General features: G+C 61.8%; 14 protein-coding genes. 4 read left to right on the top strand and 10 right to left on the bottom strand.

Annotated elements, in window-relative coordinates:
• Positions 1-2: 2 nt before the first annotated feature.
• The 7 genes from I7X09_RS17985 to I7X09_RS17955 form a co-directional block, all read right to left on the bottom strand.
• Positions 3-1,424, bottom strand: a complete 1,422-nt coding sequence (locus I7X09_RS17985; RefSeq protein ID WP_200313182.1) for a DUF2252 domain-containing protein — start codon at positions 1,422-1,424, stop codon at positions 3-5.
• An 80-nt stretch (positions 1,425-1,504) separates the two neighbouring features.
• Complete coding sequence (locus tag I7X09_RS17980; RefSeq protein WP_095972344.1) at positions 1,505-1,828, bottom strand: DUF6292 family protein; 324 nt, start codon at positions 1,826-1,828, stop codon at positions 1,505-1,507.
• Positions 1,829-1,897: 69 nt separating this feature from the next.
• Positions 1,898-3,178: an NAD(P)/FAD-dependent oxidoreductase gene (locus tag I7X09_RS17975; protein ID WP_234036621.1), complete on the bottom strand. Its 1,281-nt coding sequence runs from the start codon at positions 3,176-3,178 to the stop codon at positions 1,898-1,900.
• Positions 3,179-3,224: 46 nt separating this feature from the next.
• A complete protein-coding gene (locus I7X09_RS17970; RefSeq protein WP_095972346.1) occupies positions 3,225-3,776 on the bottom strand; it encodes an acyl-CoA thioesterase in 552 nt (183 codons plus the stop codon).
• Between the two features lie 56 nt (positions 3,777-3,832).
• The gene (locus tag I7X09_RS17965) at positions 3,833-4,636 is read right to left on the bottom strand and encodes a class I SAM-dependent methyltransferase (protein ID WP_200313181.1); all 804 of its coding nucleotides are present in this window, start codon (positions 4,634-4,636) and stop codon (positions 3,833-3,835) included.
• Entirely contained in the window at positions 4,633-5,289 is a 657-nt protein-coding gene (locus tag I7X09_RS17960; protein WP_200313180.1) for a FadR/GntR family transcriptional regulator, read from the bottom strand. Before I7X09_RS17960 ends, I7X09_RS17965 begins: the two co-directional genes overlap by 4 nt.
• A gap of 78 nt (positions 5,290-5,367) precedes the next feature.
• Positions 5,368-6,270 (bottom strand): Lrp/AsnC family transcriptional regulator, encoded by a 903-nt coding sequence (locus tag I7X09_RS17955; RefSeq protein ID WP_095972349.1) that lies wholly within the window; start codon positions 6,268-6,270, stop codon positions 5,368-5,370.
• A gap of 224 nt (positions 6,271-6,494) precedes the next feature.
• Here I7X09_RS17955 and I7X09_RS17950 point away from each other — a divergent pair, with 224 nt between their 5' ends.
• The gene (locus tag I7X09_RS17950; RefSeq protein ID WP_200313179.1) at positions 6,495-8,210 is read left to right on the top strand and encodes an amidohydrolase; all 1,716 of its coding nucleotides are present in this window, start codon (positions 6,495-6,497) and stop codon (positions 8,208-8,210) included.
• Positions 8,210-9,559, top strand: a complete 1,350-nt coding sequence (locus I7X09_RS17945) for an MFS transporter (RefSeq protein WP_054831673.1) — start codon at positions 8,210-8,212, stop codon at positions 9,557-9,559. The genes I7X09_RS17950 and I7X09_RS17945 overlap by 1 nt, the downstream gene beginning before the upstream one ends.
• A gap of 86 nt (positions 9,560-9,645) precedes the next feature.
• Here the strand turns inward: I7X09_RS17945 and I7X09_RS17940 are convergent, their stop codons facing one another.
• From I7X09_RS17940 to I7X09_RS17930, 3 genes are all read right to left on the bottom strand, one after another.
• Entirely contained in the window at positions 9,646-10,179 is a 534-nt protein-coding gene (locus tag I7X09_RS17940; protein WP_232508961.1) for an ANTAR domain-containing protein, read from the bottom strand.
• A gap of 168 nt (positions 10,180-10,347) precedes the next feature.
• Positions 10,348-11,214 (bottom strand): alpha/beta hydrolase family protein, encoded by an 867-nt coding sequence (locus I7X09_RS17935; RefSeq protein ID WP_234036620.1) that lies wholly within the window; start codon positions 11,212-11,214, stop codon positions 10,348-10,350.
• 90 nt (positions 11,215-11,304) lie between these two features.
• On the bottom strand, positions 11,305-12,351 hold the full coding sequence (locus tag I7X09_RS17930; protein ID WP_200313178.1) for a LacI family DNA-binding transcriptional regulator: 1,047 nt from the start codon (positions 12,349-12,351) through the stop codon (positions 11,305-11,307).
• A 253-nt stretch (positions 12,352-12,604) separates the two neighbouring features.
• On the opposite strand from I7X09_RS17930, the gene I7X09_RS17925 reads away from it, so the two are divergent.
• Together I7X09_RS17925 and I7X09_RS17920 are read left to right on the top strand one after the other, a co-directional pair.
• Positions 12,605-14,059: an APC family permease gene (locus I7X09_RS17925; RefSeq protein WP_200313177.1), complete on the top strand. Its 1,455-nt coding sequence runs from the start codon at positions 12,605-12,607 to the stop codon at positions 14,057-14,059.
• The gene (locus I7X09_RS17920; RefSeq protein ID WP_200313176.1) at positions 14,056-15,660 is read left to right on the top strand and encodes a N,N-dimethylformamidase beta subunit family domain-containing protein; all 1,605 of its coding nucleotides are present in this window, start codon (positions 14,056-14,058) and stop codon (positions 15,658-15,660) included. Before I7X09_RS17925 ends, I7X09_RS17920 begins: the two co-directional genes overlap by 4 nt.

The raw sequence follows: 15,660 nt of genomic DNA, 5'->3' as shown, positions 1-15,660 counted from the left end.
GATCAGATTCCGGGCTCCGCGGCGATCGTGCCGGCCGATACCGCCCGACACAGAGCGTCGTGGTCACGTTCGGTCTGATCGGCATAGAGCCGAGCGAACCGGGTGAGGGCGGTATCGACCGCGTCCGAGCTTCCCAGGTAACCGGAAATCAGTGACGCACCACTGGTTCGGGCGTGCCCCTTCGCCAACAGACGACCACAGATCGCGACGTAGTCGGTCAGCGCTGCTGCGTCGATATTGTTCAGGTCCACAGAACCTTTCATGTTCCGGAACTGACGGACGTAGTACTGGTGGTCGTCGACGGTGCACCAACCGAGCAGTGGATCGCTGACCGTCTGGAGAGCCTGCTGATATTCCGCGACGCGTCGTCCTTGGTGATCGTGCCAGGCGGAGTCGCCGTGCACGAAGGGCGCAACCACGGATCGGCGAGCCTGTTTGAGCTGTAAGAAGATGACGTCGTCCGGGATGCTCCCTTCGCACAGTGCGACATAGGCACGCAGAGCGACGCTTCCGACTCCGACGACCCGGTGCGCGACGTCGATGACGTTGTATCCCGAGACCACGCGGCGCCAGTGCGGTGCAAGGGTTTCGAGATACTCATCCAGGCCTTCCAGGAGGAAGTCGGTGTCCTGCGGTGTGAGTCGTGTTGTGAGCGGCGGGTTCTCGAGTAGCTGGCGTCGCCCGTGATCCTCGATGGTGAACCGTGGCACTGCGTGATCGCTCGTCCGTCGTCGTGCGCGCTCCGCGGCGCGTCGGATCTCCGCCAGCAATCCGGGATCAGTGACGTGGTCGGTGAGTCCGTCGAGATCGACCCGGTCGAAGGAGCGATCGAACAGTGGACGTTCGGACAGCTTTGCCAGGTGGAGGCGATACGCGGACACACACGAGGTTGTTGCTGTTTCGCATTGAGCTTCGGTGAGACCGTTCTGCCGCCCGGCCACCCAGATACTCGCGGCCAGCCTTCGCAGATCCCATTCCCAGGGGCCGGGATGTGCTTCGTCGAAATCGTTGAGGTCTATGACAAGTTCGCGTTCCGGGGATCCGTAGAACCCGAAGTTTCCGACGTGCGCATCCCCACAGATGACGGGTGTGATGCCGGTGGACGGGAGCTGCGCCATGTCCTCGGCCATCAATCCGGCAGTACCGCGCAGAAATCCGTACGGTGAAGCGACCATGCGTCCCACCCGAATCGGAACCAACCAGTCGAGTCTTCCCTCGTGTGCCGTGTTGACCTGATCGACCGGGTCACGTCGGTCGGGTGGGGGCGTCCAGTCACCGAGCGACGAGCGCGCTACTCGCTTACGCAGACCTTTCCCGATCTTGCGACGCTCACTGCGAGGCGTCTGACGCGCCCGCAGCGTCGCCCTGCCGTCCGGTTCGTTCTCGAGAGCCAACTGACCGGCAGGCCTGCTCAGCGGGTCCATGTCGGGCTCTCTTTCGTCGGGCGTGCGAAACTCGCGCTCGATCTTATGCCCGCCGGATTGCGCGCCGCGCGACGAGTTCCTTAACTACCCGCCTGGGCAATCAACTCGACAGCGCGGTCGGCGCACAGTTCCGGATCCGGCATTCTCCCGATACCGAGGCATTCGACAACGGCGAACGACGCATCCGGTGTGGTTTCCACGCCGAGCGCCCACCCGAAGTAGTGGTTCCAGGCGAGTACGGCTCGGTGGCCACTGTGCTGCGGAATCTCGCTGCCCAGAACGAGTACTGCGTCGAACGCGGGGCCGTCGCACCAGATGACCGATTCGGCGAAGGTGGAGCTGGCGACCGCGACTACGTACCTGTGACAAGTCGATTCATTCGGAATGGCGATGTGTGCACGCATGGTCGCTCCTCCGGCTCGGTTGCGATCGGAGGGTTCCCCGTTGCCGGCGCCGAAAAAACGCTTGGCAGATTACGTCCCGGCCACAGATCTACGACGCAGACGGTGCCTGAGATGTTTTTGTGCTGCCCGCGCCACCGAGCGAGCCGAGAGATACTGCTCGGCCGGTATCAACCGGGAACCGAACAAGTAGAACCTTCGAGCTTCGTCTTTGTCATGGGTGGCCGCGGAGATCAGCAGACGTTCGATCGCGGTGAACTTTCGCCCACCGGCGTACCCGCTCATGTAGTCGATATGGCTCGTCATACTCGCTCTGGCACTGCGGTATTCGGTCAAGGCAGCGTTCACGTTCCGATGTGAGTCGAGTGTGTGCGCCGTCGTCTCCGTCAGCATGTGCGCGGTGGCGTCGACCAGCATCTGTGCGGTCTCGAGTGCCCACGAGCATCCGATGCCCCACAACGGGTCGTTGGTTGCCGCGGCGTCGCCGATGAGTGCGAACCCGTTACCTACCGGTTCCGTGAGAGTTGTGGAGAAGTGCTTGGTACCAACGATCTTCCCGACGATGTGCTCGCGGCGAATCAGTGGAGCGCCGGGTAATGCATTGGCGTATTCGAGGAAAGCGGTAGACAGGTCGCCGGTGAACGAGCCGAGCTTGTCGAGGGCGGGGAAGACGACCAGCACGCTGATTCCGCCGTCGTTGGGGAGCAGATAGGCGACGTCGGGATCCATGAACCACGACAGCGAAGATTCTCCGTCGCGTCGTTCGAGTCCGGAGAGTTGGGCGAAGTAGCTGAAACGTCCGTTGGATGCAGTCACGGAGTCGCAATGCGCGGATCGTGCGACGGTCGAATCCTTGCCGTCTGCTCCGACGGTCAATCGTGCTTCCACAGTGAAGGCCGAACCCTGTGCGGTTCCGTAGACGCCTGCAGTAGCGCCGTTCTCGGTCAGCAACCCGGAAACACGATGTCCGAGAAGAAGGTCGACGTTCGGGTAGTCGTTCGCGAGTTGGCGCAGGAGGGGATCGAGCGTTTCCCTTCGGACGTTGAACCCAGGTGGCGACGAGTCGTCTGCGGTGTCAGGGGTAATCCATCCCCATGGGGTCCAGAACTTCGGAACGGTTTCCACCATTCCCAGGGCGAGCAGTTTTTCCGTGGCGCCCAGTCGTTGCAGGATCGGGGCACCGCACGGTTGTAGGTGGTGAGTGCACAGGACCTTGTGCGCCCGGACGTCGGAGCGAGCGTCGAGAAGCGCTATCCGCAGACCTTGTTGCGCGTACATGATTGCGGCCGCGCATCCAGCGATGCTCGCGCCGACAATCACGACGTCATATTTTGCCCGTGCCTTCGAAGTCACGCCGACAAGTTTAATGCATAAGGTTATAACTTAAATATGACCGGATTTAGTCATCGTGTTCGGGCGTTAAGTCCCGAACTGCGGCGCGAATGGACTGTTCACGAAGCTCGTTCTCTCTGCGCAGTTCACGACGCCGACGCCCGGCCTCGAATCGCTGCCTCGCGATTGTTTCGGTCGGCCGGAGTTGGGGGACCTCAGCCGGTTTTCCGTCGCTTCCCATTGCGACCATCGTGAAGTAGCAACTATTGGTGTGTCGAGATTTTCCGAGAAGAATGTCTTCGGTTTCGACGCGTATTCCGATTTCCATCGACGTGCGACCGGTGTAATTGACGGAAGCGCTGAACGTGACGAGTTCTCCGACGTGCACCGGTTCACGGAAGACCACACGATCCACCGACAGGGTCACGACGTACGTCTGGGCGTATCGACTCGCGCACGCATAGGCAACCTGGTCGAGAAACTTCAGAATCGTTCCGCCGTGAACGTTGCCCGAGAAGTTGGACATGTCCGGCGTCATGAGGACGGTCATGGACAGGGTGTGTTTCGACGCTCGCTTCGATGCTTGCGTCGATTCGGGCAGGGAGGTCGATTCAGACATCGAGCGGGCCTCTTCGGGTCGTTGGACGGTGAGGAGACCGTATCCGGCAAAGCTGGTTACCCGCGCGTTCGGAATGGTGCGGTATCAGCGTTCGGGACAGTGCCCACGTGGAGGATGTATTCGCTGGTGGCGACGGGACTGGCCGCGCTCGACCTGAGATAGGGCGCGAGCGTCGAGCGGAGGTGCGCTGACATCGAAGCCCAATTCCCTGCGCGTCGAACGGTCTCGCGAAAGTCCTTCAACGCCGGTGCCTGGTCGCACAGTTCCTCGACGGGGTCCGATCCGGCAGGTAGGTGCCATTCGAGCACGTGAGAGGTCGAACGCACCGATACCAATCCCGCTGCCGCCTTCTCGAATTCGCTCGAGTTCGACCATGTCGTCGGTAGTGGTGTGATGCCATTCCACGCAGAGGCGGCCTCCCTGCGGAGTGCTGCTGCCCACCCGTTCTTCGACCACGTTGCGACACAGATGCTTCCGCCCGGCCGGGTCACCCGCATCATTTCCGAGAGGGCGATCGCGGGATCGGGACAGAAGATGATCCCGAAGATGCTGACACAGGCGTCGGCGCTCGAATCCGGCCATGGCAAAGACTGTGCATCGCCGACCGTGAAGGTGGGTTCGGTGGTGCCGGGGTGGGGAATCCAGCGTTCGCGCGCGACCTCGCGCTGGCTGGCGGAGAGATCGAGTGCGTGGACTGTGATGCCGGACCGGGCCGCCGGCAGCGCAAAGTTCCCGGTTCCTGCGCAGACGTCGTACACCGTGCTGACGTGTCCGATCGCACTCAGTGCCTCCATCGACGCCGGTGAGAGTTGTTCGGCAAGAGGGGAATACGTTGCACCGTTCCATTTTCCCCGATTCACGACAAGCTCCTCTCAATTGTGTCGATGACCGTGTCGAACGCTGCGCCGGCCGCACGCGCCGCGTCGTCGGGGTTGCCTTCCTCGATGGCTGCGATCAAGGCGCGGTGCTCGTCGACGTGGAATCCCGGACCGATGCTCACGGTGGACAGTGAATCCGCCACGGCGGCAAGGACTCCCCGGTAGACGTCGATCAGTGTGGAATTGTGGGACGCCTCGACGATCGAAAGGTGCAGGGCCATGCCGGCTTCGACAGTGAAGCCGCCGACGTGTCCGGGGTGGGCGTTCCAGGCGGCGTGTATCCGCGCGAGATCTTCGGGGGTGCGGTGCTGTGCTGCGAGGCGCGCGGCTTCGACCTCGAGTCCTCGTCGCAAGCTCAGTACGTCGAGAACGTCGCTTCTGGCGAGTCGGCGCCCGAGTAGTCCTTCGACCGGCGACGCCGCCACGACGTACACGCCGCCACCGTGACGGACGGACAGAACTCCGGCGTGTGCAAGCGCCCGTACCGCTTCGCGCATGGTGTTTCGGGCAACTCCCAATTCCTCGACCAGTGCAGTCTCCGGCGGGAGTTTTGATCCGACGGGCCATCGACCGGTCGATATCGCCTCCTCGATCGCCGCGGCGACGATGTCTACCTTGCGCCCGGAATCGGACATGTGTGCCACCTCAGGTAAGTGGGTCAATGACTTGACCGAGGTTAGCGCGTCCGACCAAGTGGGTCAATGACTTGGAAATTACCCGCGTACGTCCAGGCTGCGGGCGTAGTGCTCCTTGAATACCTCGAGATGTGCCCAGGATTCCAAGCCGCTGACGCCGTCGATCCCGCGGATTCGTTCGGACAGCGCATGCAGGTCGCTCGAGGAGTTGGCAGCAACCGTCGCGATCACGTCGTATCGTCCCAGGGTCCGGGCGAGGAATTCGATTCCGGGCAGGGATTCGATCTCCGATACCGCGTTGTCGTCCCGTGAGCCCAGATTGACGCCGATGCCCATCGCCAACGTCCGGCCACCGCCTCGCCGCTTGACGACGGCGCCGACGCGCAGCGCCGTGCTCGCGATCAGGTGATTGACCCGGTTGCGTACGGCACTCGGTGACAGTCCGGTGTGTTCGGCCAGTTCGAGAAACGGCATGCGCCCGTTGCGTTCGAGTAGTTCGATCAACGCGACATCCGTCGAGTCGAGGCGGATATCGGCTTGTAAAGCGCTCTCGGGCATGAAGATTCCCTTGATGACGTCGACGTAGACCAGCGTGCTCACCGATCGAACGCCACGTTGTGAGCGGAGTTCGGCGATGGCACGGTACAGGTCGTCGTGACTGGGCACCCGAAGTTCCGCAATCACGTTGTACTGCCCGCTGACTGCCGAGATGTAGACGGCGGCCTCGGATTCGATCAACGCGTCCAGTACCGGAGTCATCGGTCCGGACACTGCGATCGAGACGTGTGCAAGCGCCTTCAGTCCGAGAAGTTCGGGGTGTGCGACGGCCACTACGGACACCGTTCCCGAGTCGAGTAGCGCCTGCACTCTGGTGGACACCGCCGCTCGTGGTGCGTCGACCGCCACGGACAGTTCGCGGTACGTCGCTCGCCCGTTGCGCTGAAGTGCGGCAATGAGCTTGGAATCGAGATCGACCGTCATGGTTGCCCCAACTTTTCCAGAGATTTTTCTGTATGAGCTTCCTATTAGAACAGTCGCATGTGGCTATGAATGATGCGGATAAGTGCAGAAATGCTCGAAAACTCGCACAAAAAAGTTGTGTACCGCCTGGTCTGAAACTTTGATGCATTGCATAGCGCCAGGTCAGGGCGTAGTTTTCGCTCAACACGCAGTGACCTGCACCACCATCTCGACGAAGGACCACCATGCGCAAGTTGCACACGCACGAAGCCTCGCCTCTCGACGCCACCGGCACGATCTTCACCGGTGCCAAGATCCACACCGTTGACGACAACACGGCAGGCGCTGAAGCGTTCCTGGTGTTCGGAAACCGCTTTGCCGCGGTGGGAACACTCGAGGAATGCCGCACCGAGGCGCGTCGGCTGAGCACTCGCACGACCGCGGTGGTCGAACTCGACGGCGCCACCGTCGTCCCCGGCTTCGTCGATTCGCATGCACACCCGTTGATGTACGGGCAGATGCTCAGCTGGGTGGACTGTGGGCCGGAGAAGGCACATTCCATCCCCGGAATCATTGCGCTACTTCAGGAAGCGGCGCTCACGGCTCCTGCGGGTGTCCCGATTCGCGGCTACGGCTACGAGCACCGCAACCTGATCGAAGGGCGCCATCCACTCAAGGAAGAGCTCGATCAGGTGGCCACCGATCGCGAGGTCTACCTCATGAACGCGAGCGGTCACGGCGGCGTCGTCAACTCCTTCACTTTCGACAAGCACGGCATTGACGCGAGCACCGAGAATCCGGCCGGTGGCGAGTTCTTCCGAGATGCAGACGGTGAACTCACCGGTGAGCTCTCCGATGCCGCGTGCAACATCCTCACCGGCGTCAACGGAGTGAAGGTCGGTCATCACGGACCCAACTTCCATCTCGAGGACGAGCCCGAAGAACACCTTCGTCAGCTCTCGGTCGCTCAGGACAAGTTCCTGGCCGGCGGCGTCACCACCATCGGCGACTGCCAGGTGACCCGTCGTGAATTCGACATGTACCTGCGTCTGGCCGAGCAGGATCAACTCAAGACCCGCGTCAGCATGTACATGCTCAGCCACCTCCTCGATCACGTCATCGACACGGGAATGCACGGCGCCTTCGGCAATTCGCGGCTCGCGTTCGGCGGCATCAAGTTCTACGCCGACGGCACTCTCGGCGGCTGGACCGCATACTTCCCCGACGGTTACGTCGGCGACCCGTGCCGCACCGGGCAGCTCTATCACGAGCCGGCGGACTACTCGGATCTGATTGCCAAGGCGCACTCGGTGGGTCTGCAGACCGCCACGCACGCTCAATCTCCGACCGCCATCGACATGGTGCTCGATGCCATCGAAGCTGCGCAGAAGGCTCACCCCGACGCCGACGCTCGTCACCGCATCGAGCACTGCGGTCTCCCGACTGCCGAGCAGATCGCCCGGATGAACCTGGCCGGCGTCTACCCGGTGAACCAGCCGCAGCACTACTACAACTGGGGCGAGGGCGTCACTGCTGCGATCGGTACTCCGGGTGAGCGGTTCAACCCCCTCGGCGAGTTCATCGCTGCCGAGGTTCCGGTGACCATCAGCTCCGACGCCCCCGTCGCCGAGCCCAAGCCGCTCGAAGCAATTCAGGCAGCCGTGACTCGTGTGACGCGTCAGGGCCATCAGCTCGGCTCCGATGCACTCCGCATCACCGCCGACCAGGCATTGCAGGCTCACACGCTCAACGGTGCGCGTGCGCTGGGCCGTGAAGCAGAGCTGGGCAGCATCTCGGTCGGCAAGCGGGCCGACTTCGTCATTCTGGGCGCGGACCCCCTCGAGGTTCCGGCCGACGCGATTGCGCAGATCGAGGTCCGGGAGACCTGGATCGACGGCGAACTCGCACATTCAGGTCATAACCACCTATTGTCGAGCACTTCGACCACCGAGGAAAAGTAATGAACCGAGAGCAACAGATCGTGAAGGCCCGCAAGGCGGGATTTGCAGCCTTCGTCGGTACAACTATCGAGTGGTACGACTTCTACGTATATGCCACGGCAGCCGCCCTGGTGTTCGGTGACATCTTCTTCCCGCCCGGAACCGATCGCCTGACCGGTGTTGCGGCGGCGTTCGCGACGTACGCCGTCGGGTTCTTCGCTCGCCCGCTCGGCGGAATCGTGTTCGGCCATGTCGGTGACAAGATGGGCAGGCGCACCGCACTCGTCGTCACGCTGACGCTGATGGGTGCAGGCACCTTCCTCATCGGCATGTTGCCCACTTACGCGTCGATCGGGTTCTGGGCGCCGCTGCTGCTGGTTCTGCTCCGTTTCGTCCAGGGCTTCGCCGTCGGCGGCGAATGGGGCGGCGCGGTCCTGATGGCCGTCGAGCATGCTCCCGAGGACAAGAAGACTTTCTACGGCGGTTTCGCCCAGCTCGGCAATCCTGCGGGTGCTCTTCTGGCCACCGGTTTCTTCAGCATTCTCTCCACCTTCGGCGACGACGCTCTGCGCGAGTGGGCTTGGCGTCTGCCGTTCCTCTGCTCTGCGCTGCTGATTCTGGTGGGCTTGGTCGTTCGCCTCAAGGTCGAAGAGTCTCCGGTGTTCGAGTCCGAGGTGAAGTCCGCGGACGTACCGGAAATGCTGCCGCTCAAGTACGCGCTGGTGACCAACTGGCGCCCGATCGTCCTGGGCATCGGCATTCTGCCCGTCGCAGTCGGCGGCTATTACCTCGTCACGACGTTCATCACGGCGTACGCAACCGATCCCGATGTCGGTTTGTCCGAGACGTTGATTCTCAACGCGCTCAGTGTTGCTGCCGTGGTCGAGTTGATCGCGACTCTCGGAGTGGCGTGGCTAGGCGACAAGGTGGGACGCGTCCGCGTCGTCATCTGGGGTCTTGCTGCGGTCGCAATACTCGCAGCGCCGCAGTTCCTGGTGCTGAAGTCCGGATCCGTGTTCCTGATCTTCCTGACCTTCGCTGTCATGCGACTGGTGCTGGCGGCCACGTACGGTCCGATCGCCGCCGTACTGTCGCAGATGTTCAAGCCGCAGGCTCGTTACACGAGCATCTCGTTGGCGTACCAGGGTGCAGGCGCGATCTTCGGCGGACTGTCCCCGCTGGTGTCGACGCTGATGTACAAGGCAACCGGCAGCATCTGGCCGGTCATCGCACTGCTGATCGGCATGTGCATCCTGAGCATCGTCTGCCTGCTCTTCGCTCCGCAGCACGTGGACGAAGCGACCGATACCGACGGCGTTCCGCAGAACCAGAACCCGCAGGGCCTGAACAAGGAATCGGCTTCTGCCTGACAACTGAAAACACGAAGCTGGGGCAGTACACGATTTCCGTGTACTGCCCCAGCTGTCGTTTCAGGTCAGTTGTCGTTCAGTGCCTGTTACGCGCCGACGAGATGGCGATGAAAATGATCGCTGCGGCGGTGCGCCTGGCTGAGATTTCTGATCTCACGCAGCCAGAAGTGAGACGCCAGCGCGTTGTTGCTTCCATAGCCGGTGCCGGACGTGTCCTCGTCGATCAGGGCGACAAGCGCTTTGATCAGGCTGGTGACCTTGAGGTTGTTGGTCTGAGAATGTCGGACCAACAGCTCGGCGGCTTCGTCGGTGCTGCAACGGTAGAGGGTGCAGACGATTTCGATGGCGCGCTCGCGGATCCGGCCCGAAGTAGTCGGGATCCGAAGACCGTTCGTCGAGTTGCCGTTTGCCTGGTTGTTCGTGTCGTTGGGGTGAATCATGGTGTTGATCAAGGTATTCCTTTGAACCGCATGGGTTTTGGGCCCGTGCGGTGTGTAGCGCATGTTGATACTGGTGCAGTCGGTACGCGATTGGCGGCGGACTCCGTCGGAGTCTTCGGCCTGGTCAACAATCTGCGGGACTGATGAAAGTGCGTAGTGATCAAAGGCGCGGGTTTGCACCGAACTGGAAGTCTGCCCCTGGAACGAATACTGGAACTGTTGTCCCGGGCGAAGCGACCGGCTGCCTGACTGACGGCTGCCCTCTGATAACCCCACCGTACGTCATGGAGTTGGTTTCAGCTAATCCTTTTGCGGGCGATCGTGCTCACAGTAGGCGGTTTCACCTGCTCAGGGAGTGTTTACGTGGTCGATTATTGCTTGCTTGGTGATAGCCCAGGCGTCGCTTGTCGGGTTGCCGAATTCGCCGTGGCCGACGCCGGGTAGTTCGATCAGGTCGACCACGTCGCCTGCTGCTCGGGCTGCACGGGCGTAGCGCCGACTCTGTTCGATCGACACGACCTTGTCTCCGAGCCCGTGGATCGCTGTGACAGGGAGGCCGGTGGGGAGGTGTTCGATCGGTGATGCGATGCGGTAGCGATCAGGATGATCGGTAGGCATGCCGCCCAGAAGATTTCGAACAAAACGATCTTTGCCCGCGGTTGCGGCGAGCGTCATGTCGAAGACGCCGGCCATGATCGTCGCCGAGCGAACCGGCACGGTGAGTTCAGGCGCGGGAGCATCCGTGTCCTGTTGTGGTCGCGACGCGACCCAGGCGGCCAGTTGTCCGCCCGCGGAGTATCCGGCGATGTGCACGCGGCCCAAATCCAGTCGCCCGGAAGCCTTTTCCTGAACGATGTCGGCCAGAGCGTTGGTAGCCGCAACGGTGTCGGAGAGAGTGGTCGGCCAACCACCCTGGCCGCCTATGCGTCTGTATTCGATGTTCCAGACCGCAATTCCGTAGGGGGTCAGCGTTTTTGCCCACGCACCCGCGTACTCGAGATTGCTCTTCTGCGCCCAGCCGCCGCCGTGGATCAATACGACGACCGGCAGATCGTCCTCCGACCCGGCTGGAAGATACAGATCGCCGAAAGTGTCTGCGGCGGCGGCGTATGCGATACGCACCGGAGCGACGTTGCGGTCGAGGCCGGTTGCGCTGCTGACGGATGCGAGGAGGGCGAGTACACAGACGAGCACTACGGCGAGATACCCGGCCAAGCGGTCGCGGGAGCGGTGCGCGATGACCTGATTCCTCTCGGCGAGCGACGGATGATTGTTCGGAAATCAGTCTATCGGTGCCAGGTGAATTTATGGTGTGAGCGAACGGGCCGTACTTGCTCGTACGCGTAGTTCACTGCGAGTGTGGCTCTGAACAGCGGGTACGTCGCCGTCGATCAGGGCCAGTAGCGCATTGACAGCCAATGTAGCTTGCTCTTCCGGGAAGAAATCGACCGCAGTGATCGGGGGGTCGGCGGTCAGCAGAGCGGGTTCGTCGCTGTCCTGCGCAATCAAGACGTTTCCGGGGATCGACAGCCCGAGGTCGAGTGCTGCCCTCGCGGCTGCGGGGGCGCAACCGAGGATGACCGACAGGATCGCGTCGGGTGGATTTTCGGACGTCAAGGCTTCGTGGGTCAATGCGTACGCCGTGGCGACCATTTTTTCGACGGTATCGACGCCCTCGAACGGCGTCGGTTCATCGGCGGCGCGGGGCGTCACTCCGTGGGTCCGGCACCACTCGAGGTATGCGGTGTTCGTTGCCCGGGTCCATGCCGAACCCATGCCGGGGTTGAGGATGAGTATGTCCGTCGCACCCTGTTCGGTGAGGTGGTTCAAGAGCGTTTCGGTAGTGGCGACGAGATCGGGTGAGATGCTCCATTCGAACTGGTCGGGGTTTCCGGGACCGACTGCGACAGCGGGGATTCCGATTTTCTTCAAGACGTCGACACGTGGGTCGTGCGTCATCGGGTCCACGACCAGCACGCCGTCCATCTCGATGCGGCGTAGTCCATTCGGATCTTTCATCGACGGCAGCAGCAGGAGCGAGTGATCGCCGTGGAATGCGGCCTGGGTCGCGGCGGTAGCCACGCGCCCGTACCAGTCGAAATTGAGGTACTCGGCCGATGACAGTTGGTCGGGAGCGGGGAGCATGAGCCCCAGGGTGGCGGTACGGCCGGTTCGAAGATTCTGTGCCGAGCGATTGGCCCGGTATCCCAGGCGGTCGGCAACCTCTTGAACTCGAGTTCGCGTGGCCGCGTCGACTCGGCCCTTGCCGTTGAGCGCATAGGAGACCGTCGACACCGCGACGCCGGCGGCGCTCGCGACATCGCGAAGCGTCGGAGTGTTCGGCATGGACATCGGGGTCGTTCCTCTACTCGCCGGTCGGTTTCTACCCAAGGGTAACGCTCGAACATCGGGCGCTGCTGCAGTTGGTGGACGGTTGTCTGAAGAAATGCAAGTGCCGAATCGTTTCACCGCAGCTATTGACACTGCTGAAACGATTCGGCACGCTCATGGAACGCCAGTCGAACGCCGAATGAATTTCCTGGACACACATGGCGCCCTCGTTCCAGTCCAAGCGCATAATTGCGATAACGCACGGAGTCACTCCATGACCGACAAAACCGCCCCACGAAGGGTGGGCACAGCTCCCGACCCACATCCGCCCGGACATACTCCGGGGCTTCGTAAGGGGACGATCAACAGCAGACACCTGGTCTTCTTCGTCATCGCCGCCGCAGCTCCGCTGACCATTTTGGCCGGTTTCGCGCCGCTCGGACTGATGACCACTGGCGCTGCACTTCCGGTCGGCTACATCATTCCGGGAATCATCTATCTGCTGTTCGCGGTCGGATTCACCGCTATGAGCAGGCATATCCGAGGCGCAGGCGCCTTCTTCGCCTACATCACCGAAGGGCTCGGCGCGATCGTCGGCGCGGGATCCTCCGTAGTGGCTTACATCGGATACCTGGGTGGCCAGATCGGGTTCGTCGTCGCCTGCGGCATCTTCACGTCGGCCACCTTGGACAGTCTGTTCGACATATCCGTGCCCGTCTACGCATGTGCACTGACAATCGCCGTTCTGGTCGCTGTCGTGGGATACAACCGGGTGGACATCGGTGCCAAGGTTCTCGCAGTGCTGATGGCACTCGAGCTCGGTGTGCTCGCCGTCTTCTGCATCGCGGTCTTGGTCAAAGGCGGACACGAAGGGCTCTCACTGACCAGTTTCTCGCCGTCGACCTTCCTGACCGCCGGCTTGGCCAGCGTCTTCGTTCTGACATTCACGTCGTTCGTCGGTTTCGAGCAAACGGCGATCTACAGCGAGGAGGTCGTCGATTCCAAGCGCACTGTCTCCCGCGCGACGTACACGGCGGTGATCATCCTGGCAGTTGTCTATTCCTTCTGCGCCTGGGTGATCGTGCAGGCCGTGGGACCGAGTCGGATGGTCGACTTCCTCGGCGGTGATCCTTCGGAACTGATCTTCGACCTCAACAGTGAATTCGCCGGCGAGGCGATGACGAACGTCATGCACCTGCTCATCGTGACAAGCTTTTTCGCGGGGTGCCTGGCACTCCATAACGCGTGTAGTCGCTATCTACTGGCCATGGGCCGAGCGCGAATCTTTCCCGTGGTTCTGGCGAAGGTGTCACCGACGACCGGTACGCCCAGCGTCGCCGGAATCGTCCAGGGCGTTCTGGTGTTCGTAGCGATCGCAGGATTTGCGTTGACCCCGGCAGATCCGTACACGGAGGTTGTTCTGTGGACGAATACCCCCACCATCATCGCCGTACTTGCTCTGCAGATCCTGACCTCGATTGCCGTGGTCCGATTCTTCTCGACAGGAGCTCGGGGAGAAGGGTTGTGGCAGAGGCTGATCGCACCCTCCCTCGCTGCCGTTGCACTCGTCGTGGCTCTCGGATTCCTGCAAGTGAACATGGGCACCATGACTGGATTGACCGCGGGTCAGAATCTGCTGTTCGTGGCGCCACTGATCGCTGCTTTCGCGGTAGGTGCCATTCGGAGCCTGTGGGTTCGTAACCACTCGATCGAGGTGTTGTCAGCATGAGCGAATACGCATGGTCGGTCCCCGGCGGTTTGGTCGAACGGCCGGGATCGGTTCCAGGAGAGCCGGAAATCTGGGTGTACGCCGACAAGTTCTCGTACTTCGCCGGTGAAACCGTCTCTCTTCGAGTTCACACCACAGCAGACGAATACGACCTCGAGGTGGTGCGCGACGGCGCACGTCCACAGAGCATCGTCAAATACCTCGGTTTGCCGGGCAAACAACAGCTCACGCCCGACGACGTCTATGCAGTCGGTTGCGATTGGTCTGAATCCGTTGCCCTCACCGTTGCACCGAACTGGGCGTCGGGGATGTATTTGGTCCTGGTGCGCATGCGCCACGAAGGTGTGGTTGTCGAGCGGGAGGGCTTCTTCGTCGTCAAGGCGCGCGAACCAGAGCCTGCCGACTTCGTTCTCATTCACACCACCAGCACGATGTTGGCCTACAACGACTGGGGTGGGGCCAACCACTACCGGGGCGTTCCGGACGGCTCCGGAGATGTGCCGACACCGATTTCCTCGACGCAACGTCCCGTTGCGCGGGGGATGCTGCGCAAACCCGAGGGTGCAGCGCGCAACATTCACACCGACACACCGGGAATCGGATGGATTCCGCGTCACCCACCGTACGAATGGGCGTGGGTGAACGGCTACTCGCGTCACCATGCGGACGCCTTCTGGGCCACATACGAACGCCCGTTCACGGTGTGGGCGGAAGAGCAGGCATTCCTCGTCCACCACATCACCCAACACGATCTGCACGAGGATCCTTCAGCGCTGCAGGGATACTCATGTGCGGTCATCGTCGGCCACGACGAGTACTGGTCGTGGGAAATGCGTGATCGTATCGACGCCTTCGTCGAAGAGGGGGGTGGTCTGGCGCGATTCGGCGGTAACTTCCTGTGGCAGGTACGCATCGAAGGTGACGCACAGGTCTGCTACAAGAATCCGTTCGAAGATCCGATGCGAGAAGTCGACCCGACGCGGGTGACGACAGCATGGGATTCGCCCGAGGTCGACCGGCCGGGAGCGTGGACGATGGGTTTGACCGGCATGGCCGGTGTTTACAGTCGTTACGGAGCAACAACTCCCAGGTCGTCCGGTGGGTTCACGGTGTACCGGCCTGACCATTGGGCGCTGAACGGAACGGATCTGTACTACGGAGACAACTTCGGAAGCGCGCCGATGTGTGTGGCCGGTTTCGAGATGGACGGTGTGGATTTCACGTTCCGCAAGGGGCAGCCGTATGCGACCGGAGTCGACGGTGCCCCCGAGGACCTGGAGATCATCGCGATGGCACCGGCGGTGAGCGGTTCACGGGATAAGTGGAACGGGGCGGTCCCGATCGGCGCGCCCTTTGCCGAGGTACAGGGAATCATCGAATGCTTCTACGGCAGTGAGCCTCCCGAGCATCTCCGTGACCTCGAATACGGATCGGGAATGGTCGCCTGTCACAAGCGAGGCCTCGGGACGGTGTTCAACGCTGGTTCCACCGAATGGGTGAACGGATTGATCCATCACGATCCCTTCACCGAACAAATAACCACGAACGTACTGAATCTGTTTGCTGCACAAATTTCGAGCTCCAACACGAAGGAAAACTGA

The organism is Rhodococcus sp. P-2 (assembly GCF_016598535.1).
In the GTDB taxonomy this organism is placed as follows: domain Bacteria; phylum Actinomycetota; class Actinomycetes; order Mycobacteriales; family Mycobacteriaceae; genus Rhodococcus_F; species Rhodococcus_F baikonurensis.
Note: the sequence above shows the minus strand (reverse complement) of the source record. Positions and strands in the feature narration are given on the sequence as shown.